Source organism: Chryseobacterium sp. Tr-659, assembly GCF_011752975.1.
In the GTDB taxonomy this organism is placed as follows: domain Bacteria; phylum Bacteroidota; class Bacteroidia; order Flavobacteriales; family Weeksellaceae; genus Chryseobacterium.
This window is the reverse complement of the sequence record NZ_VWWP01000002.1, coordinates 512,713-533,923: the sequence shown is the minus strand read 5'-3', so window position 1 is coordinate 533,923 and position 21,211 is coordinate 512,713. Positions and strand designations below refer to the sequence as shown.

Annotated in this window: 15 protein-coding genes; 8 read left to right on the top strand and 7 right to left on the bottom strand. The window is 36.6% G+C overall.

Annotated elements, in window-relative coordinates; all coding sequences use genetic code 11:
* Positions 1-264 precede the first annotated feature (264 nt).
* Entirely contained in the window at positions 265-2,112 is a 1,848-nt protein-coding gene (locus F3J23_RS06625; protein ID WP_167025964.1) for a chloride channel protein, read from the top strand.
* Positions 2,113-2,264: 152 nt separating this feature from the next.
* Here the strand turns inward: F3J23_RS06625 and F3J23_RS06620 are convergent, their stop codons facing one another.
* Positions 2,265-3,209 carry an aldo/keto reductase gene (locus F3J23_RS06620; protein ID WP_167025961.1) on the bottom strand — a complete coding sequence of 315 codons (945 nt, stop codon included), beginning with the start codon at positions 3,207-3,209 and terminating at the stop codon, positions 2,265-2,267.
* Positions 3,210-3,488: 279 nt separating this feature from the next.
* Here F3J23_RS06620 and F3J23_RS06615 point away from each other — a divergent pair, with 279 nt between their 5' ends.
* From F3J23_RS06615 to F3J23_RS06600, 4 genes are read left to right on the top strand one after another with little or no spacing between them, the layout of a single operon-like run.
* On the top strand, positions 3,489-5,708 hold the full coding sequence (locus tag F3J23_RS06615) for a peptidase domain-containing ABC transporter (protein ID WP_228455277.1): 2,220 nt from the start codon (positions 3,489-3,491) through the stop codon (positions 5,706-5,708).
* A gap of 9 nt (positions 5,709-5,717) precedes the next feature.
* A complete protein-coding gene (locus F3J23_RS06610) occupies positions 5,718-8,366 on the top strand; it encodes a lantibiotic dehydratase (RefSeq protein ID WP_167025955.1) in 2,649 nt (882 codons plus the stop codon).
* 4 nt (positions 8,367-8,370) lie between these two features.
* Positions 8,371-9,237, top strand: a complete 867-nt coding sequence (locus F3J23_RS06605; RefSeq protein ID WP_167025952.1) for a thiopeptide-type bacteriocin biosynthesis protein — start codon at positions 8,371-8,373, stop codon at positions 9,235-9,237.
* Positions 9,221-11,122, top strand: a complete 1,902-nt coding sequence (locus F3J23_RS06600; protein ID WP_167025949.1) for a lanthionine synthetase LanC family protein — start codon at positions 9,221-9,223, stop codon at positions 11,120-11,122. Before F3J23_RS06605 ends, F3J23_RS06600 begins: the two co-directional genes overlap by 17 nt.
* Before the next feature lie 115 nt (positions 11,123-11,237).
* Here the strand turns inward: F3J23_RS06600 and F3J23_RS06595 are convergent, their stop codons facing one another.
* From F3J23_RS06595 to F3J23_RS06575, 5 genes are all read right to left on the bottom strand, one after another.
* On the bottom strand, positions 11,238-11,432 hold the full coding sequence (locus tag F3J23_RS06595; protein WP_167025946.1) for a pinensin family lanthipeptide: 195 nt from the start codon (positions 11,430-11,432) through the stop codon (positions 11,238-11,240).
* Between the two features lie 98 nt (positions 11,433-11,530).
* Positions 11,531-13,720 carry a TonB-dependent siderophore receptor gene (locus F3J23_RS06590; RefSeq protein ID WP_167025943.1) on the bottom strand — a complete coding sequence of 730 codons (2,190 nt, stop codon included), beginning with the start codon at positions 13,718-13,720 and terminating at the stop codon, positions 11,531-11,533.
* A gap of 11 nt (positions 13,721-13,731) precedes the next feature.
* Positions 13,732-15,180, bottom strand: a complete 1,449-nt coding sequence (locus F3J23_RS06585) for an ABC transporter permease (protein ID WP_167025940.1) — start codon at positions 15,178-15,180, stop codon at positions 13,732-13,734.
* Complete coding sequence (locus F3J23_RS06580) at positions 15,170-16,600, bottom strand: DUF3526 domain-containing protein (protein WP_167025937.1); 1,431 nt, start codon at positions 16,598-16,600, stop codon at positions 15,170-15,172. Before F3J23_RS06580 ends, F3J23_RS06585 begins: the two co-directional genes overlap by 11 nt.
* Positions 16,601-16,768: 168 nt before the next feature.
* Positions 16,769-17,470, bottom strand: a complete 702-nt coding sequence (locus F3J23_RS06575) for an ABC transporter ATP-binding protein (RefSeq protein ID WP_167025934.1) — start codon at positions 17,468-17,470, stop codon at positions 16,769-16,771.
* A 125-nt stretch (positions 17,471-17,595) separates the two neighbouring features.
* On the opposite strand from F3J23_RS06575, the gene F3J23_RS06570 reads away from it, so the two are divergent.
* Complete coding sequence (locus F3J23_RS06570; RefSeq protein ID WP_167025931.1) at positions 17,596-17,976, top strand: Fur family transcriptional regulator; 381 nt, start codon at positions 17,596-17,598, stop codon at positions 17,974-17,976.
* Positions 17,977-18,110: 134 nt separating this feature from the next.
* Here F3J23_RS06570 and F3J23_RS06565 read toward each other — a convergent pair whose 3' ends face one another.
* Positions 18,111-19,919: a hypothetical protein gene (locus tag F3J23_RS06565; RefSeq protein ID WP_167026566.1), complete on the bottom strand. Its 1,809-nt coding sequence runs from the start codon at positions 19,917-19,919 to the stop codon at positions 18,111-18,113.
* Between the two features lie 223 nt (positions 19,920-20,142).
* Between F3J23_RS06565 and F3J23_RS06560 the strand changes: the two genes are divergently transcribed.
* Both F3J23_RS06560 and F3J23_RS06555 read left to right on the top strand, forming a co-directional pair.
* Entirely contained in the window at positions 20,143-20,604 is a 462-nt protein-coding gene (locus tag F3J23_RS06560) for a hypothetical protein (protein WP_167025928.1), read from the top strand.
* The gene (locus tag F3J23_RS06555; protein WP_167025926.1) at positions 20,601-21,095 is read left to right on the top strand and encodes a hypothetical protein; all 495 of its coding nucleotides are present in this window, start codon (positions 20,601-20,603) and stop codon (positions 21,093-21,095) included. The genes F3J23_RS06560 and F3J23_RS06555 overlap by 4 nt, the downstream gene beginning before the upstream one ends.
* Positions 21,096-21,211: the final 116 nt, after the last annotated feature.

Here is a 21,211-nt window from a genome sequence, read left to right as displayed (position 1 = left end):
ACTATGATTAAATTTTGAAGAAATTTTGAACTTCAAATTCACATAAATATAATAATTACTAAATAACATAAGAAATCATTCTTTAATCCGTTTCCCATCCTAATCATAAATATATTGATGTGATATTTTAAATTATTTGCTGAATTTAATAAATAAAGAATGTATTTTTGACTTTTTCCTAATATGAAACATCAAATACTTATGATATATTTCATAAATTTACACTGCTATACCGATCATAGATGGCACTAAAATGTTTCTAAGGTGAAAATTCACAACAAAAAAAAATACCTCAGCTTCCTTAAATTTAAAAGAGATTTCCAGAAATACGGATTAGAAAAAGCACGCAGTTATGAGCTTATACTGCATTGGCTGAACAACCGGCTGAGCCGGAACCAATTTCTCGTGCTTTCGGGAATCCTGGTGGGATGTACCGCAGGGCTGGCCGGTGTAATTTTGAAGACTTTAGTCCACAATATTCATTATTTCATTACCAATAAAGTCCATTTTGAATATCAGATTTTATTTTATATCGTTTTTCCTTTTTTAGGAATTGTACTGACCACATTGATTGTCCTTACTTTATTCAAAGGACAGGACAGAAAAGGAATCGGAGCCATTTTGTACGAAATTGCACAGAATTCAAGTATTGTAGCATCCGTTAAAATGTATTCCCAGGTGATACAGAGTGCTATTACCGTAGGATTGGGAGGTTCCGCAGGATTGGAAAGTCCTATCGCCGTTACCGGAGCCGCTATTGGATCTAATTATGCCCAAACTTACAGATTAAGCTACAAAGAACGTACTTTATTGCTGGCTGCCGGCGCCACAGCAGGAATTGCCTCCGCATTCAATGCTCCCATTGCCGGAATTATGTTTGCATTTGAAATATTATTGACAGGAGTAGTTTTTACAGATTTTATCCCTTTAGTAGTGGCTGCAGTTTGCGGAAGTCTTTTGTCCAGAATTCTGCTTCAGGAAGATGTACTTTTCAGATTTTATACCAGAGATCCTTTCAATTATAAAAATGTCCCTTATTACCTTATTTTAGGAATTGTTACGGGATTATATGCCCGTTATTTTGTAATCATTTCACAAAAAGTAGAACACTTTATTAAAGGGCTTCAGCTCTCAAGAATGCGTAAAGCAATGTTCGGCGGTGCGGTACTTTCATTACTGTGTGTTCTCTTTCCTCCTTTATTCGGAGAAGGGTATGAAACCGTAAAAGCTTTTACCAACGGAAATACCTATTCCATTATTGAAAACAGCTTTTTCAGATATTTTGAAATCGGAGACTGGACCATCATTATCTTTTTAGTGCTGGTATTACTTTTAAAGGCATTTGCAACTTCTTTTACCATTTTCAGCGGAGGAAATGGCGGTAACTTTGCTCCTTCACTTTTTGCAGGAGGAACAGTGGGCTATCTGTTTGCTCTTGTCTGCCAGCATCTGGGATTTACAGACGTTCCTGTAACAAATTTGGTACTTGTAGGAATGGCTGGTGCAATGAGCGGTGTATTATATGCTCCTCTTACTGCAATATTCCTGATCGCAGAATCCAGTTTTGGGTATGATCTTTTTATCCCTCTGATGATTGTTTCCGTAATCTCTTATCTTATTGCCAAATGGTTTTCCCCAATTTCTCCGGAACTGAAATCATTGGCAGATCAAGGAAAAATATTTACCAATAAACACGATAAAAACCTGCTTTTTGCTCTCAGAACTGAAGATTTCATTGATAAATATTCACAAACTATTAATGAAAGTGATTCCATCACAGAATTATTTGAACTGGTGAAAAACGGAAATAAAAATATTTTTGCCGTTGTTGACAGCAACAGAAAACTTAAAGGAATTCTCACCTTAGATGATATCAGACCCTATCTTTTTAATCAGGAAATTGATTCTTCCCAAACAATCCTCCAGGTTATGAAAGCTCCGCCGGCAATCCTTCATCGCGAAAATAAACCCTTGGAAATTCTTCAGACCTTTGATGATACAGGAGTTTGGAATCTTCCGGTAGTAAGTGAGAATAATGATTTTATCGGCTTTATTTCTAAGTCTTCCATTTTGATGAGCTACCGACAATTGTTAAAAGAATATTCTGATTAATAATTGTACAGCCCAAATTAATCATAAGTCTGTTTAAACTTTTTTACTAAACCAGAAAAGGCACAAAAGGTTTTTATTTTGACGGAACGATTCATAAAAAAATCCGTTCAATGCTGAACGGATTTAATTTTAATCTATAATGAGGCTGAACATTAATGGCTTGCCTGATTCAACAGATCAATATCTTCCTGATCTAAAACAAGCTTAGGAGCATTGAACAGCGTTTCAAGTTGTGAAGTACTGGTTGCACTTACAATAGGAGCCGTAATCAAAGGATTAGACAACAGCCATGCCAGCGAAACCGTTCCCTGAGTTGTGTGATGCTTTTCACTTACCTGGTCTAATGCCTTTAAAACTTCATGTCCTTTAGAGTTTAAATATTTTCTTACGCCCTCTCCTCTCGCACTTTTTGAAAGATCAGTTTCATCACGGTATTTACCCGTTAAAAATCCTGCAGCCAGAGACCAGTAAGGAAATACACTAAGATCAAACTGCTCTGCCAGAGGAGCATAATTTTTCTCAAATCCTTCTCTTTCCATTAAATTATAATGAGGCTGCAGCGCAACATATTTAGGAAGATTGTACTTTTCAGAAGCTTCGAATGAAGCTTTCAAACGTTCAGGAGACAAATTGGAAGCTGCAATATAACGTACTTTTCCTGCCTTAATAATCTCATCATAGGCTGAAAGTGTCTCTTCTACAGGTGTTGTATGATCATCAAAATGGGTATAATAAATATCAATATGATCCGTCTGAAGCCTTTGTAACGATTCATCTACCGATTGTAGAATATGTTTTTTGCTGATGTCATAGCCGTGCTCTTTGGTTTCCGAACCTACTTTGGTAGCCAGCACAATATCATTGCGGTTGGAGCGGCTTTTCATCCATTTTCCAATGATTTCTTCAGATTGTCCGCCTTTTCCATTTACCCACCATGAATAGGTATCCGCGGTATCTACAAAATTGAATCCTGCTTCTGTAAAACGGTCCAGTATATCAAAAGACTGTTTTTCATCCAATGTCCATCCAAAAACATTTCCCCCGAAATTAACTGGTGCAATAGCCAGATCGGTGTTTTTAATCTTTCTTTTTTCCATAAAAATAATTTTACTGAGTGACCTCTAAGGTAGGGAATATTATGTATGAAAAGGATTCAAAAAAAGCATTCATGTTATAGTTATTATAAATGGAAAAGCCTATGGTTACTCAATTATTTTGAATAGCAACTTGTGAGAAAATTTAATATTAATAATTAATTGAGATTATATACAGGATTAAAATATTATTTTATAAATTGCAACTAAATTGCATTAGCTACAATGTTGCGTTTTAAAAAAATAATGATTAATACTCAAATCAGGATTACGTGATTGCTCATGGAGAATAAAAAACTAAGAAAGATAATCCGTTTCTTTAAAAGAAAACAATATCCCTTTTTCCGTCAACTGGACACAATGGACTGTGGACCAACCTGTCTGAAGATGCTCGGGGCATACTATGGAAAGAAATTATCCCTGAATTACCTGAGAGAAATTTGTGATATACACAGCCAGGGAACTTCTGTTTCAGGTTTAACTTATGCTTCTGAAAATCTGGGATTCAAAACCCTGGCAGCAGAAACAGACCTGGATATACTGCAGGAGAAAGCACCATTACCTTGCATCATTCATTGGGATCACAATCACTTTGTAGTGCTATGGAACCTTACAGATGCTCATGCTTATGTGGGGAATCCTGCGCTGGGAAAGAATATGCGTTATACGATCAATGATTTTAAAGAACATTGGAATATTCCCGGACAGAAAGATAAAGGCATAGCAGTGTTTGTAGAACCCACTGAAACCTTTAATGAGCTGCCAGACCAGCCGGACCCTCCCGTTAACTTAATTTCTCTGCTAAAACGGATAGATGATCGTAGAAATATTACTCTTGTTATTGCAGCGTTAGTAGCTGCTACCCTTCTCACCTTAGCAATTCCTTTATTAACACAAGCTGTTGTTGATAAAGCTGTTTCCAGAAAAAACATCGGACTCCTCTCCCTTATCTGTGCAGGGCAGCTTGTTCTTTTTAGCGGAAGAATTCTCACCGATTTTTTCCGAAGCCGGGTACTTTTTAAACTGGGAATGAATATCAGTATAAAGCTTATTTATGAATTTGTAGACAAGCTTATGCAGTTGAAACTTTCCTTCTTTGAATACAGGAGCAGCGGAGATAATCTGCAGAGAATCTATGATAACCAGCGTGTAGAAGAGTTTCTCACCAAAAATTGTGTGAGCGCAGGGCTTTCCGTTATCATTCTTACAGTGAATGGAGGTTTGCTGTGCTACTATAACTGGAAACTTTTTATCCTGTTTCTGGCTGCCAGTACGATAAGTGTATTTTGGACTAATCTTTTTGAAGAAAAAAGAAGACGTTTAGACCAACGTACCTTCAGTCTTCTTTCCAGTGCACAGCGTCACCAGATAGAAACATTCGAAGCTATGACCGAAATAAGACTGACGGGTGCAGAACAGGAAAAAAACCAACTGTGGAAAACCATGCAGAAAGAAACCTACAAAGTAAAAATGGAAAGTCTTAAACTGGACCAGAAAATACAGGGTGTTGCACTTTTCATCAATGAAACAACGGGTGTTCTGACCACTTTTCTGACGGCTTCTCTTGTAATCAACGGAAATCTTACCCTAGGAGCTATGCTTGCCATTACCTATATGTATGGTGCCCTGAATGGAACCATCAATCAGCTGTCAGATTTTATCCGCTCTATGCAGACCGCAAAATTCAGTTTGCAGCGCATCTCGGAAGTGGAAGCTGAAGAAACAGAAGATGCCTGCACAATTCTGGATCTGGAGAAAGGAAACTCGGGATCCATTGAACTGACCGATGTATGTTTCCGGTACGGAAAATTATCGTCTGATGTCCTTCAACATATATCACTGACAATTCCTGCAGGAAAGGTGACAGCAATTGTAGGAATGAGCGGAAGCGGAAAAACCACTCTTTTGAAACTACTGCTTAAATTTTTTCACCCCACACAAGGAACAATCACTTTTTGTGGACAGGATCTGAAACTGATTAATGCCAAAAGCCTGCGCAGACAATGTGGAGCCGTTATGCAGGATTCTTTCCTTTTTACAGATACAATAGCCGGGAACATCTGGGTAGGAAGCCCGGAAAAAGACCTTAATAAAGTAAAAAATGCCTGCAAAATGGTTAATATGCAGGATTTTATTGAAAGTCTCCCCTTTTCTTATGAAACTCAGATTGGTAGTGAAGGAACAGGCCTGAGTGAAGGCCAGAAACAGCGTCTCCTTATTGCACGATTAATCTACCGCCAGCCTGATTATATATTTCTGGATGAAGCCACCAATTCCCTGGATGCTCATAATGAAAAACTGATCGTAGAAAATCTGAACCATTTTTTCCTCGGCAGAACGGTAGTTATTGTAGCCCACAGGCTGAGTACAGTAGTACATGCGGATAATATTATAGTTCTGGACAAAGGAAAAATTGTTGAACAAGGCAATCATGAGACTTTGACAAAATCAAAGGGAGCCTATTACCATTTAGTTAAAAATCAACTTGAGCTAGGAAAATAAATTTAGAAAATGAAACTGAATATTTTACCTTATATTTTTACACGGTTTGCAGCTTTGCCTGTACAAAGTTTAAACAAATTATCTATTGCAGACATTGATGATCGATTGAATCAATGGAAAATGATTGGCGAACGTGTTCAATCCTGTAATGAAAAATTATGCGGTGAACTTTATACTTTGATTCAGCGGTCTTCTGATGATGGGGAAAGAAAATTGTTGCTGAACCTGAAACGGGCTGTATTCAATAAACGACAGAATGTGCAGGACCTTGCTGAAAAAATTCCGGCTGAAACTTTTAATTCTATCCAAGATACGTGGGAAGAATGGTTGAGCTCAGGTATAAAATATAAAGAGTTTAGAGAGCTTTGGGAAAAAGATTTTTACGATCTGCTATGGTCACACAGACAGAACATTCAAAAACTAGCAGAACAATACCCTTTCAAAAACGGGATTCTTCTTTCCAGCAAAGACCTCTATGAACAGCTTGAAAGTTTCATGAGTGCAGATGTAAAATCATTGAATAAAGATCATGAACGTATGGAATTCAGTATCCTGCGTTATCTTACCCGAATGGCTTACAAAACCTCCCCTTTCAGCACTTTTACTTATTTGGGCCTTACCAAAATAACTTCTGATATTGATACATCAGCCCCAACTTCCGAAACCCAAAATTGTAAAATACGACTGAATAATAAGCTCCTGAAACGCATTAAGAAATTGATGGAAAGACATCCTGATCTTCAGGGCTTATTGTTTGTAAATACCAACAGCAGTATAATAGAAACTAATCAAAGGTTCAGTTTCCTTATGAATTGCGCTAATATTGAGGTCTTTCAGGAAATTCATGCACAGGGTGTGAACCAATATATCAAAGAATTTATCAATGATTCTCTGGAAAATATATCTCTTGCATCACTTATTGAGCACCTTTCATCACAAATTGAAGCCGATTTTTCAGAATTAAAGCACTATGTTTTAAAATTGGTGGATTCTGGATTTCTGGAACTGACACTGGAATGTTCTGAGATAGATCCGGATTGGGACAACCATCTGTTATCATTTCTAGCAGAACATAAAAGTGGTAATAAAGCAGCAGAACAGCTATGGCTGCTCATTTTAAATCTTCAGCAGGCTAAAAATAAATTGGGATCTTCAGAAATAATCCAACGGGAAATTCTTTTAAAAGACAGCGCAATAATGTTTGACCGTACGATTTCGGATCTTGAAAATCAAGCCGGAATTATTAAACTTCCAAAAGACGAAATCCAGAATGTCTTAGATTATATTTTAAAAAAATACAGAAATGGAGAGGGTTTTGAAAAACTGCCTTATATCCCTGTTGATTACCGCCAGGAAGGATTCATTTATGAGGATACATATACGGATCAGCCCCATACAATTGATGAAAATACAGTTTATGAATTAGGACAACGACTGTCAGACCTATGCATCCGCATATCTGCTTTTGATATTCGGGCCAAAGAAAAAGAAAGAGTCAAAAACTTCTTTATTTCCACTTATAATACAGACAGGCAAGTTCCTCTGATCACTTTTTATCATGAATATTACCGTCATAAAAATGAATCTGAGCTAGAAAACAATCAGGATCAGCAGGATTCATGGCCGCAACTGTTCTGGGAACACCTTCAACAGGAAGAACATCCATCTGATGAGATAAGGATTCAAATGAAGCATTTAAACAGCCTTCCTTCTTCCAAACAAAAATGTCCTTCCGCTTCTGCATTCCTCCAGTTTTTCGATCAGTCATCCGAAACAGGAACGAAGGCTGTTGTGAACGGACTGATGCCGGGAATGGGTAAAATGAGCGGGAGATTTCTTCATTTATTTGATGCTGAAATTTCCGAAATACACCGAAAATATAATCGACAATTATTTCCCGATCAGCTGCTTCTTGAACTTAATGATGACTCCAGCTTTAATGCTAATATTCATCCACCTTTATTGGATCATGAAGTAAAAATGCCCGCCTCCAATACACAAATGAAAAAATCACAACAAATTTCTTTGGATAGGATCTTTGTTGGCTATAATACCAGCCAGAACAGAGTGTATCTTACAGATGCAATCCTTAAAAAAGAAATCTATGCTTTTGATCTATGCCTCGAAAGCATTACAAACCGCTCTAATCTTTATCAGCTGATGTCCTTGTTCAATCCGTGTACTTATGTCAGCTACCATCCTTTGATACAGATTATTGACCGTAGTCATGTACAAGAATTGAGGAATGAAAATATCAGGATTCTGCCGAGGATTGTTTTTGAGGATAAGCTCGTGCTTCGTCGTAAAGGGTGGCTCATTAATCTCCATATCATTCCACGGCAGAATAAGGATGAAAATAACAGTATTTATTTTCTGCGATTTCATGAATGGCTGATGCAAAACGCTTTACCTTCTGCCCTCTTTCTTTATCTGCAGTCAGCTTATATTCCTGAAGAATCTTTATCGGATAAATCTGCAGGAACAAGAGACGATTATAAGCCGCAATATATTGATTTCAAACAGCCTTTGCTTTTTAGCCTTTTTATTAAGCTTCTGAACAGAGCCGGGTCTTATGTTTACATGGAAGAAGCTTTACCTTCCGCAGAAAGCGGTCAGGAAAGAGTAACCGAACACCTTATTCAATGGTATAATTTTTAACTTCATGGAAAAACTCTGGAAAACCTATTATCTGTTTCACGAAAGCCATGCAGATCCTGTACTTATAGGTATTGTACATCCTTCTATTATGGATATTGAGGAAAAGCTGGAAAAGGAAGTTAAATTTTTCTTTATCCGCTACTTTGAAAACGGTTATCATATCCGGTTGCGGCTGCTTCTGACTGCCGAAGAAACTGACAGCTTTTATTTTTTGTTGAAAGATCGTATTTCCGCTTATGAACACCTCAACGAAGATCGTATTGTATTAAAAGAAGCTCAGTACATCCCGGAAACGGATCGTTATGGAAATACAGAAACCATCACTATTGCGGAAGACCAGTTTTATGCATCGTCCCGGTTTATATTGCATTGCCTGGTTCAAAATCATCCATTAACAAATTCTGAAAGATATCTTCTGGCTTTAAAAATCCATCTTGCTTTTTTTAAAGGAATGGAACTGTCTCAAAACTACAGTCTTCAGCTATGTGACACCTTTGTGCAAAGCTGGTTACCGGTACCTTTTTCGGAAAATGCTGATGAACAGGAACAAAACAGGAAAAATATCTTGAATGCTTTTCAAATTCAATTGGACAGTTATCAACATTTATTGATCGAAAATCTTACGATATTCTGGAATACATCAGATACAACGGAAGATTCTTCCTTAGAGGAGTTTTTGGGATCAAACAAGGAGGTATTTGCAAAATATACTCAGTCTCAGCTTGCTTCTGAAGCCATTGGCGAAGCTTTGCTCAGTTTTATTCACATGGCGAATAACCGTTTGGGAATAGTGAATGCCGAGGAATCCTATATTATTTTTTTTATCATGCGTATCATCCCTTTAATCAAAAATTATGATCACAAAGCCTGAACTTCAAGAGCTGCAATCCGGACTGAATGAAATCAGTGAATTTCTTTTTTCAAAATTAAAAAATGATAAAGACGGGTGCTATTGGGATACGATTTCCATGGATAATGAAGGATTTTTTTCATCGAGCTTCAATCCCTCTTTATGGAACGGTACAGGAGGTATTGCGTGGTTCTTTCTGACACTGTATGAAGAATTTGGAAAAGAAATCCATCTTGAAACTGCTGAAAAATCATTTGCAAAAATATATCAGTATTCCCTTAATCATGAGAAGCTAAATTCAAGTCTTTATGATGGATTAGCCGGTATTATTTATTTAGGATCAGAATTGTTTCGGGTTACAGGAAAATATATTTATCTCGAACAGTCTTTGAATCTTTATCGGATATACCGTGAAAAAATTCTGGCTGAACAAACTGAAGATCTGTTAATTGGTATTTCAGGAATTCTGCTGGCTGTATGTTTACTTTATCATTTAACCGAGGATCCGCAAACAGGCAATGATATTGTATCTTTGACAACAAGCCTTTTAGAGAAATCAATGACAGCAAAATCCGGAATTAAATGGGGAAAAAACCAGCTTTCAATGGATTCTTTATGTGGATTTTCGCATGGTAATGCAGGGATAGGTTTCTGCCTTCTTCAACTGGGAAAGTATTTTGACCATCATGAGTTTATTTGGTTTGCCGAGCAGGCATTCCGCTACGAAGATCTTTATTATAACATTTCCAAAAACAACTGGCTGGATTTAAGATGGGAAGCTTCCAAGAATAATCTTCCCAATTTATTCGATTGGAACAAAAGTATTTTCCTTCCGGAAGATTTCGATTTGAATGCATGGGCACATGGTGCCTGTGGTATTGGAAATGCAAGAATTTCAGCATGGACGGCTACCGCAAATCCATTATATAAAAAAGACTGCAAAAAAATATTTGAAAGGTGTGAAAATGATATCCTGAAAAGGTCTAAGAGGAATCATATTCTATTCAGTGGTTATGGTGGTCTTTCTGATTTTCTATTGCAGTATCATCAGGTTTTTGATGATGAAAAAGCTCTGGAACTCGCTCGTGAAATTACTTTGGAAGGTTTAAAAAAAAGCAGGGAACATCATCATTCAGGATGGGGTGTTCAAAATTCTGAAGATCTGGGACTTATGACAGGTACAGCCGGTATCGGACTTTCTTTATTAATGATACTTAAAGGTAAAGCTTTCAACTCTATTCTTCATCCTGAGCTTCCTAAAACAAAACGAAGTACCATTTTTAAAGACTTTCAATTTAAAAAACTGTTTTTTGATCGGTATTATCCGGAAACACTGAAACTTCTGAAAACCTTTACCCCGATTGACGAAACGATATATAATTCTGACACCATTGAAGAATTTGGCAGTACATTGTTGAATATCATTATAAATTTACCTCAAAAAGATGCTGATTATGTCTCAGACCTCTACCAATTTGAAACATTTAAGATTGATTTACAGCAGGATAATAAAGGTTCTTTATGCTTTCAAACCCGATTGGGTATTCTAAAGAAAGAATTGGATGAAGGAATTAAAAACAAAACTAAGCTTCGTGAAAAACGATTTATCCGTAATCCGTTTATCTATGTCCATCAATCCCGATGGAACTGGAAAGATGAAAATTGCAAAGAGCTTGGAGAAGGTAATTACAGCCATATTTTTTTCAGTACCGATGAGAAAGTATTTCACCTTCAGCCTGATCCATTGGTAATCATGATTCTTCAGTTATTGGAAACTCCGTTAAGTATAGGAGAATTAGCGGAATATTTTCAACATCCTTCAGGGGGCCCGGAGCTTCTGGAGGAAAAATTGTGGGAACAGATTCAGGAACTTCTTAAAAACTTTTTTGTAAGGATTAGAGATTAAGCTTTTTGAATTTTTGACTGGAAAAACATTTTTTATCTTTTCAGTTCATTGACTGGGCCTAAATTAAAAGGGCTGCCTTATTTACATAAAGCAGCCCGAGAAGTCTCTTCTATAATTAGCACTGAACAGTTCCGCAAACGTGAAGTCTGTCCTGAGTTTTTATAGTATGAGTTGGGTGCTCTTGGTCTCCTGCAGGAGAAATTCCCAAACCACCTTGTAATTTTTTGGACAAATCTTTGTCCAGCGCTGTTACGAAGCTTTCGATTTTAAGATCCTCGATGTTTAGCTTCATCTTTTTGTTTTTTTCCATAATAAAACATTTTTTTAATTTGGCCTACTCTTTAAGGGTTTCGGCTTTCCCTTGTTGTAAAGATAAGTTTTTTACTGCAATAATGTTGCATTAATTTGTTAAAATTTCAATCCTATTTGTAATTTAAAATTGAAAGGATTACTTTCCTTGTACATCCAGCGTTCACCTATTACAGCAGTCCAGTCTTCATTATATCTTGCCTGTACATTTCCGTCCGTGATATACCGTTTATTGGTCAGGTTATCAAATATTCCCCGGATAAACCATTTTTTATATTGATACATGATACTGGCATCAAATTTCACAAAATCCGGAATACGAACACCAGGAACATCTGTTTCTCTAAGCATTGCTGCGGTTTCTCCTAAGGCCACAGAAAGTCCTTTCAATTTTCCTTTCTGGAATTTGTACATTACCCAGGTATTAAGCTGATGTCTCGGTACACTTGAAAACCTTTGTCCTACAAGTTCCGGAGTATAAGGATCCTTTGAGTATACAGAATTAATGTATGAATAGTTTGCAGTTAAAGTAATATTAGGATAAATAGAGCCTATCACATCGATTTCTATTCCCTGATTTCTTACCTGATTGAGCTGAGTCATCAGGCCAGTAGCCGGGTTCTGAGAAAATGAATTATTCCTGATGATCCTGTATGCACTTACAGAAGTAGATAAAAGACCATCAAACCACTCCTTTTTCAATCCAAATTCTGTATTATAACTCTCCAGCGGTTTCCATTCTTTTCCCTGAGGATCAGTTCCGGCCATTGGATCAAAACTCTGGTCATAAGAAAAATAAGCTGCAAAATCTTTCCGGATTAAATAAGTAACACCCACCCTTGGATTAAATGCGTGATGCCTGTATATTTTGTAATCTCCTTCCGGAGAATAAGGACCTTTAAGATAACGTTCCCGCCTGTTTTTACTGTAACGGAATCCTGCATCCACAATTAAACGATTCCAGAATTTGACTGTATTATAAAGATAAACACCTATTGTTTTATCCTGGGAAGAAGTATAATCAATCTGATCATCGGCTTCAGGCTGGATAAGCAGATCATGATCAATTCCATAATTCAACAGATTACGGTTAAAAACAAACTCATTAGCACCTTGAATATGTTCCGTGTTGCTTTTACTGCTGTTAAAATCAGCTCCTGTAATGATGTTATGAACGATATTTGGACTTATATTATAACTACCATTGACGAAAAGTTGGGTATTGTACGTTAGGTATTTTTGTTTGTTCCTGAAACTTGAACGAAGTGCATTCCCGGCATCATCAAACATAGGCGGGTTATAGCTGGCAGTTCCACCAAGAAGACTCCATTGATCCAAAGGCGTACTTTTTACAGAAGACTGAGAAACAATCTTCCATTTATCATTAAACTGATGATGGATTACAAATCTTCCGTAATGTTCATCAAGTTTTGAAGTTGGTAAATTTGGGTCTCCCTGATAATTAGCATTCCATGGATGTTTTTGAACGGTGGATTCAGTTTCATATTGAATAAAGTTACTGGATTCCAGAGCTCTGCCTACAATCATATTCCATTCTGCAAGCAAGAACGTATTTTTGCTGATATTGTACTGAATAACAGGTGCTACAACAAATTTCCGGCGTTTTGCATATTCGGCAAAATATCCCTGTGATTCATAAGCAGCATTGAACCGGAAGGAAAATCCCTTTTCTTTTACCGCACTTCCGAGATCAACAGCAGCTCTATAAAATCCGAAGCTTCCCACGGCTACATTAGCCTCTCTGATTCTTTGATTCCGGGGTGCTTTGGTATTAATATTTAATGATCCTCCTCCGGTTCCCATCGAATTAACAAAACCGGCTGGACCTTTGATAACATCTACCTGTTCTATTAATGAAACATCCTCCTGTGAAAGTCCGCCCGCAAATGACGGCAGCCCGTTCCTGAATGTACTCACCGGACTGAAACCCCGCAGTTGCGCATTAAAAGTTCCCGCAAAAATATTCCCAGCTCCGGTAGCATCTCCGATATAGATCCCACTCACATTGCGGAGAGCATCCTGCACATCAAACGCTCCCTGAAGCTGAAGCAGATTACTCTTGATACTTACGATATTCTGAGGAATCTCCAGTAATTTATCATTCCGTTTCAGATTAGCGGTAAGGCTGTCCGTTTTAATCTGCTTCATAGCCGTGAGAATCACCTCGTCTATTTTTTCTGCATACACAGAATCTTTTTTTTGTTGAGCATCCATTAAAGAAAACGTTCCCAAAAGGACAGCTGTTAAAAGGACATAATTCTTCTTCATTTTTTCAATATTTATTGTTTAAATTTTCTAATGAATACCCATCCTGCAATGAAACAGATTACACTGAACATCCATAAAACCAATGTTCCATACATAAAGTCTGATATTCTTACTGCATGATATCTTATAATAAAAGAAGGAAGTGTCTTGAGTTCCTCCGCTGAAAATCCGGAAAGTGTTCTTTTTCCATCTTTTACGGAGAAAACCTTATTGAAAAAGCATGTCTGCCATACCTTCTGAAAATCTTTAACATCTTGTTTGTAGCGGGTATAATCTGCCCGACTCGTTCGGGCTAAAATGGTAAAGAGATGCTCCGTACTCTGAACCGGATTGAATTTTATAAGTCTGAATGCCATTTGATTGGCATTGTTATCTCCTTTCCATAAAGAATCAATGACAGCTTTCATCCGTTTCTGTTTGATACAATAATAACCTGCAAAAAAGGCATCATTCTGGTTATTTAACGTATCTGAAGCGCTATACAAGGAAGCATATTCCGGGAAATCTCTGTAAAAACTGTCAACAACCATTTTAGGTTTCATAGACCAGACTTCGTCACTGATCTGTCTGTCTTTTTCTTCCAGATCCAGAAGCTTAAGATCCGAAGGATATTTCATTTGTGCTGTTTTGTTGATCATCAGAGGAAATAGGAAAAGAAAAAAAATCCACAATGCCATGCAGGCAAATAAATTGAATACACTGTTCTTATCCATGGAAATAATAAAAAAGCACAGGGCAATCCACAACACACAATACGAAAACAGTAAAAAACACCAAAGGAAAGCATCCTGAAATGATGGTAATCCTGACGGCGAAAGCAGCATTCCTGAAATATTGACAAATAGAGCTGCGAGACAAACAATAACCAGGCGGATCAGTAATTTTCCGAACAATACCCTTTTTAATGTACCTCCCTGAACAATCAGCAGCTTACTGATTCCTTTTTCTTTTTCAGAAGAAATAATATTATATCCCAGAACAATAATCAATATTGGAATTAAATAGAGATTAACATATGCCAGATCCAGTCTCCCTTCAAGTAGTATGGCAGGATTCGTTATTTCCCTGTCAACAGCCGCATAATCCGTATAATAATTCACTTTTTCCGAAACCGGGGTAATGTCTTTTATTCCGGTCGCAAGGCCGGATAACGGATAAGGATTATCGTAAGCAATCCGTGGAAACCTGTAATCTATAACATATGGATTTCCTGCATTTTCTGCCTGTTGTTTTTTCTCAATACTTGCTGTGTCTGTAAAAGCCTGTATCGTAGTATGGTAATCCTTGAATGAATCCTTCTTTGCATCCTGTATAGCTTCCAGCTTCTTTTTGGTGAGCAAATTCCCTGAATAGATTGAGTACCCGCCAACGATAAAAAAGAAAAAAAACAAACCCCAAACTGCAGGCTGCCGGAAAATATGTTTCCATTCGTATACTAACAGCATCATCTTATCCTTCATAGGTTAAATAATTTCGTTTAATGATGATTATCAATGAAAACAGCAATAGCCCTATCCAAAGTAATAATGACAAAACTGCTGTTATATGATGTTTGATAACAGTAATAATGGAAGGAAATTCATATTTGAAGTCCGGAAGACTGCTGTAAAAATTACTATTGCTTAATTGATTTTTCTCAGAAACTGCCAATTCAAGTTCACGTTTATTCAGCCTGTTCATAATATTATTCCTGTAGAGTTCGGCTTTGTTGAAAAAATCAATATGATGGAAGACATCAGTGCCTGCAAAAGCCATAGAAAGTTGCTGCACTGCAATAAACGGATTGAGAACTCCCATCTTATCCATAAACGTTTGTTGTTGATCAAATTTCGCTTCTACTTGTTTGGAATAGAATCGGTTTACCTTATTTTCATAGGCTTCAGCCTGAATTAAGTCAAGAGCAAATCTGATTTTTTCAGGTAATTGACTGATGCTGTCAGCATGAAACTCTTTCAAATATTTTTTCAGATAAGCTTCAGACCTTATCGTGTATTCTCCATCGTTTCCAAGTCCTTTATCAAAACCTGTTTTTATCTGATGTTCAAATTCATGATAAGACGGCAGCGGGTATTTACCGTCAGCTGCTGAGCTGCTGAACTTTGGAATGAGTAGGACACACAAGATCCACATAGTAATACAAGTCATCAACGAAGACCAGGATGAACGGCTGAATGCTGAAATCAATATCACTACACCGGAAATGAGAAAAAAGTAAACTGCATATAAGCCCATCCAGCAAAAAGCTCTGAGCAGGTGATTTAAAGACTCATCTTCATAAAACAATCCTGCAACCATAACCAGGAATGGAGGAATTGTGAATAAAAGAACCGCCAGATACAGCGCTATGAATTTTCCGGTGATCAAATGTCCGAATGAAGCACCCTGAACAGATAAAAGTTTTAAGAACCCTTTCTCGCGTTCGGACGAAATCGTTGAAAATCCCAAACCAATGATGAATAATGGCATCAGCCACTTGAAAAAAAATGCAGTATTAAGGTCTGGTCTTCTCATAAAAGCCTGAAGATCCGGCAGTCTGTATGAATGTAATTGCGGACGCTTATGAGCTTCTACTCTATAATGATTTTCTGAATAAATATCTGTTCCCGAATCCAAAAGAGATAGGTAGTTCACAGGTTTAAAAAGGAATGTTCCCCAATGTGCTGCACTATGATTTTCCCGGCTCTGTTCTTTCCATTCTTTGTCGATAGCTTCCTTTGCCTGGTTATTTTTTAAAAAGGCTGTGTGCAGCTGTACATAATTGCTTCCCCAGATTCCCAATAGAACCAAAATATAAAACATAACAAATATGTTCAGTCCGTTTTCCCGAAATGCCCTAAATTCCTGCTGTGCTACTAAAGTTGTTATTTTTATATTGGTCATTTATTTATAATTCAAGAAGTACTGTTTAATTAAACTGATATTGCAACATTGTAGCAAAAGTAATCAATATTTCAAATAATGCAATATAGTTGCGATAATAATTGTGATTTTTCTTCTTTGTTTATACTAATCCATTGTTACGAATGAAGTTTTATGACGAATTCTGAATTAGCTCTGCATATAATCCAGATACATTTTCTCAAGTTCGCTGGCCGTTATACCTGCCGTTTCCATCTCTTTAACTAAGATTCCGTTTTTAAGAATTCCAATGCGGCTGCAGGTTTCCCTAACTCTGAAAATATCATGAGAAGCCATCAGGATTGCAGCTCCTTCATCTGCCAGTTTTTTAAGCAAAGCCGAAAGTTCATTACTCGCCATTGGATCTAAACCGCTGGCAGGTTCATCCAGCAGATATACTTTGGCTTTTTTAGCATAGGCAATGGCAATGCCTACCTTTTGTCTCATTCCTTTAGAATAGGCTCCTGTTTTCTTGTGATGCGCCTCCTTTTGCAGCCCACATTCCGAAAGAATATCAGAAAGTTCTGTTTGATGATATTCCTTGCCAGCCAGCTTACAGAAATAATAGAGGTTTTCAATTCCCGTTAAATATGGATAAAGATTTACATTTTCAGGAATGTATCCAATCATTTCCCTTGCTTTTTTGGCATCTGTGCTTGTATCTATGTTATTGAGAGAAGTCGTTCCGGTATCGGGCTTTAAAAAACCAAGCAGCATATTCAGTGTAGTGGACTTCCCGGCTCCGTTCGGGCCAAGCAGTCCATAAATCTCTCCTTCTTTTACTGCTAATGAGAGATCTGTTACAGCGTTTTTGCCATTGTAAGATTTACTTGTGTTTTCTATTTTAATCATATTATTTAATGTTCTTAGTTAAAGTATATTATAATTTTCTTTAATGCAATATTGTTTCAAAAATAAAGATTATATTTGTTACTGCAACAATATGGCGTTAATTATATTGGAAATTATTTGAAAACATGAAACAATCGAGAAATACAATAGCGAGAAAAGAGATTACAAGGCTTATCCACGAATCCGGTGTAGCTTTGTCTCATGCAGAGTTGCAGGTTCTATTGGATGGACTTTGCGACCGTGTTACCACCTACAGAGTGCTGGAAAGATTAATGGATGAAGGGATTATTCATAAAGTAGTTGATATAGATGGAACCCTGAAGTATGCGGAATGCCATACCTGTACAACAGAACTTCATCATCATGATCATTTGCATTTCAGCTGTGAGCAATGTAAGACTGTGACTTGTTTAGAGGATGTTGAACCTAAATTCAAATTACCTAAAAACTATAAAATTCACAGAGTCAATTTAACCGTTTCGGGAGTTTGTCCAAATTGTTTGTAAGCATTTATCCTGCTTTTCTTTGCCAGTGGCAAACCAATGAGCGGAATTACAAACTGGTCAATTGAAAAATATTAAATGAAAACAGCCTCCGTTATGGAGGCTGTTTTTTATAATCTATACAATTAAAAATACCGTTACTTCTCAACCTGAGGGATCTCAACGGCTGCAAGTTCCAGCTTATAGCTTTGCAGCTTCATACTGATGTCTGACAATCCATTTCTGAAGAATGGAGATGTTTTGAAAAGATCATGATAATACTCTATTCCTTCCAATATATTTTTTTTGAATGCATTCCATTTTTTTGTCTGGGAATGGGTTATCTGAGCGGATGAAGCTGTAATTTCGTTTTTAAAATAATCAACATACATTTTCAGTTCATTGATGAACATATTCGGACGGAAGTTCTCTGAAAGAATATTGGTATTTCCATAGATATGTTTTACCATTTCAGCCAGTGAAACTTCTTTATCAAAAAAAGCAATATTAGGCCCGGGGCATATCACAACACCCTGTTTTTCCCCTTTAATCTCGATATCTTGCTCCATATATGCTGCATTAACAAGCCCTACACATAAGCAGGCTTTATCTGTAATCTCAGATTTTTTCCTGTCAAATTCTTTGGCCGTTAACGCATCCTGTTCAGCATAAAGCTCTTTTAATTTGATATCCTGATATTTCTTAGATGCAGTGCAGGTTCCTTCTGGTGAATATTCTTTGCTTAAAGCGAGTAATTTTTTCGGACAGGAACTTCCGTATTTTCCTTCAGCCTCTTTCTGGTATTTCAGAAGTTCATTAGAGGTTCCTTTTACCGTATTAAAAGGTACTCCCAGCGGCGAAATATTACTTAAATAAAAATCCTGCTGTTTTGATTGCAGAAGCAGATTTCTGGTTTGAGCATCTACTGAAGTTGCCTCAGGAACTAATAAAAAGGGTGAGCCCCAGCCTACACTATCTACCTGATAGTTTTTAAGCAGGAAATCATGTTCTTCAGAAGTTCCTACACCTCCCTGAACAGTAATTTTCATTTCCAGAGGTTTTTCAGGAACATATTTTCCTTTTTGTTCCAAGGCCGATATCATTAAGGTATGAGCAGATTGTATCAGGTCATTCTTCTTTTGCTTAAATTCTTCCATAATAGGACCTAAAAGCATTCCTTCTGTTGCAAATGCATGTCCGCCGCAATTCAGTCCGGATTCTATTCTGTATTCTGAAACCCACAATCCTTTTTTAGCCAGAAAATTTCCCTGGATCATTGCTGAACGAAAATCGCTTACTTTAAGAATGATTTTCTTTTTGATAACACCGTTTTCATTCGGAAAAAAATCTTCGAATTCCTCCATATAACTGTACAGGCGAGGGTTCATTCCGGCAGAAAGAACCATTGATGAGGATAACTTACTATTGGCAAATCCCCGAAGTGATGCATGGGCATCGTTGTACATTACCGGAAGCTGCTCTTTATTTTTATAGTTGTCTTTATCCACTTTGGTCATGATATTGACATCTATATTTCCCGGTTTCAGATTGGATTCAATAAAGTTTTTAATTGCAAAACTCCAATTTTCTTTCTGGCTGATCAGATTCTGCAAGCCGGCTTTTACTTCTGAAGTATTAGGAAGCATAGCCACAAAATCTTTCAGGCTCTCTTTGTTTTTGCTGATCTCCTGTTTAAAAGATTCAAATTTTTCATTCACGATATCATCCACCATATCCAGGTAAGCGGTGATTCTTTTCGCTCTGTAATCCTCTGTTTTTGTTGAAATTCCAAAATAATTGAGATTAAACTTCAGGTTATAAAAGTTTTTCATTTTTTCAAGAATTTCATCATCAATGATAGAAATCACAGAAGATATTCCATATTGGGCAACACGGATCGGGCTGTCTATTGTATAAGCCAGTCCCATTACCGGAATATGGAAATTGTGCAAAGGTTTTGTTGTCATATTTTCAAAAAGTTCTTTCATAATGCAACTAAAAATCCTTTCTAACTATTCAAGCTAAAAGTATCATTTTTAAATTAATTATGCATCAAATAGCATATCTAATATTGAAAACATGCCAAATATCAGTTTTTTCATATAAATTCTGTGGAATCATTCATAAAAATCAATGATAATAAGCTTCGTAATCCTTTTTTATTATCTTTATCGGATTAACTTTCTAACCATGAAAAAAAATAAAGGTCTGCTTATTGGAATCGTAGCAGCACTCATCGCTTTTTCATCTTATATCCCCTTTTATATCACTATGATTTGTGCTATGACAGCCATGGAGGCTGCTAAAAATGCAGCCGAGGGTATAAGAGATTCATTGGGCATTCGCTCTGATATTACAGCCCATATAACTACAGATCTGATTTTTTTGATAATTACCGGGATCGGATACTTGCTTTCTCTTTGGAAAATTAAAAATGAAAGTCTCTCTTTTATTATTCTTTTATCTTTTGTGGGCTCAATATTTATTTTCGGAAGTGACTTTTTATTTCAGTTCGAAAGAATGGGTCTAAAGAAAACAGATGGGCAGTTTGGCTTTTATATTTTTGAGAAGGTAGCAGCTACGGGAATTCTATATCCGGTTATAGGATTTATTTATGACCAGCGCAGAAGAAAAATTCAATTAAAATCATGATACGCAGGTTATTTATTTCAGGCTTGATTGTAAGTTCAATCTCCGCCTTTTCTCAAAACATTAATAAAGATCTTGTACAGTATCTTAAAGACGCAGACTCTGTTTTGCTTACTCATCATGAAGATCTGAGACTGGATATTGAAACACCAGGAAAAAGCGTTGTAATACACAGAACATTATTGAAAAATGATATTCCTAACGATAAAATCATAAAAAAGAAGATCCTGCTAACTCCAGAAATGAGACAGGAATTAATTGAAATTATAAAAAATCAGAAAAAGGAAAAACTCTGGGAAGGAGCATTTTGTTTCGAGCCTCATCACACTATATTTTTTTATAAAACAAAGAAATGGTCTTATATTGATTTATGTTTTGGATGTAAACAATACAATTATGTTCCAAATGTTCCTGTAAATCGAGATGATTTTTTAAGAACGTATCAGGAATGGAAGAATCTGGAAGATTTTTTTACAAAGCTGGGATTGAATTGATTTTAGTATTCATTCTTTTTAGAAAAATATTTTTTCATAAAACCACCTGAAAACCGGTAGAAAAACTCACCCTTCTTTTGGTATTGTTTGCCGATAGTTTTGATAATATTTTTAAA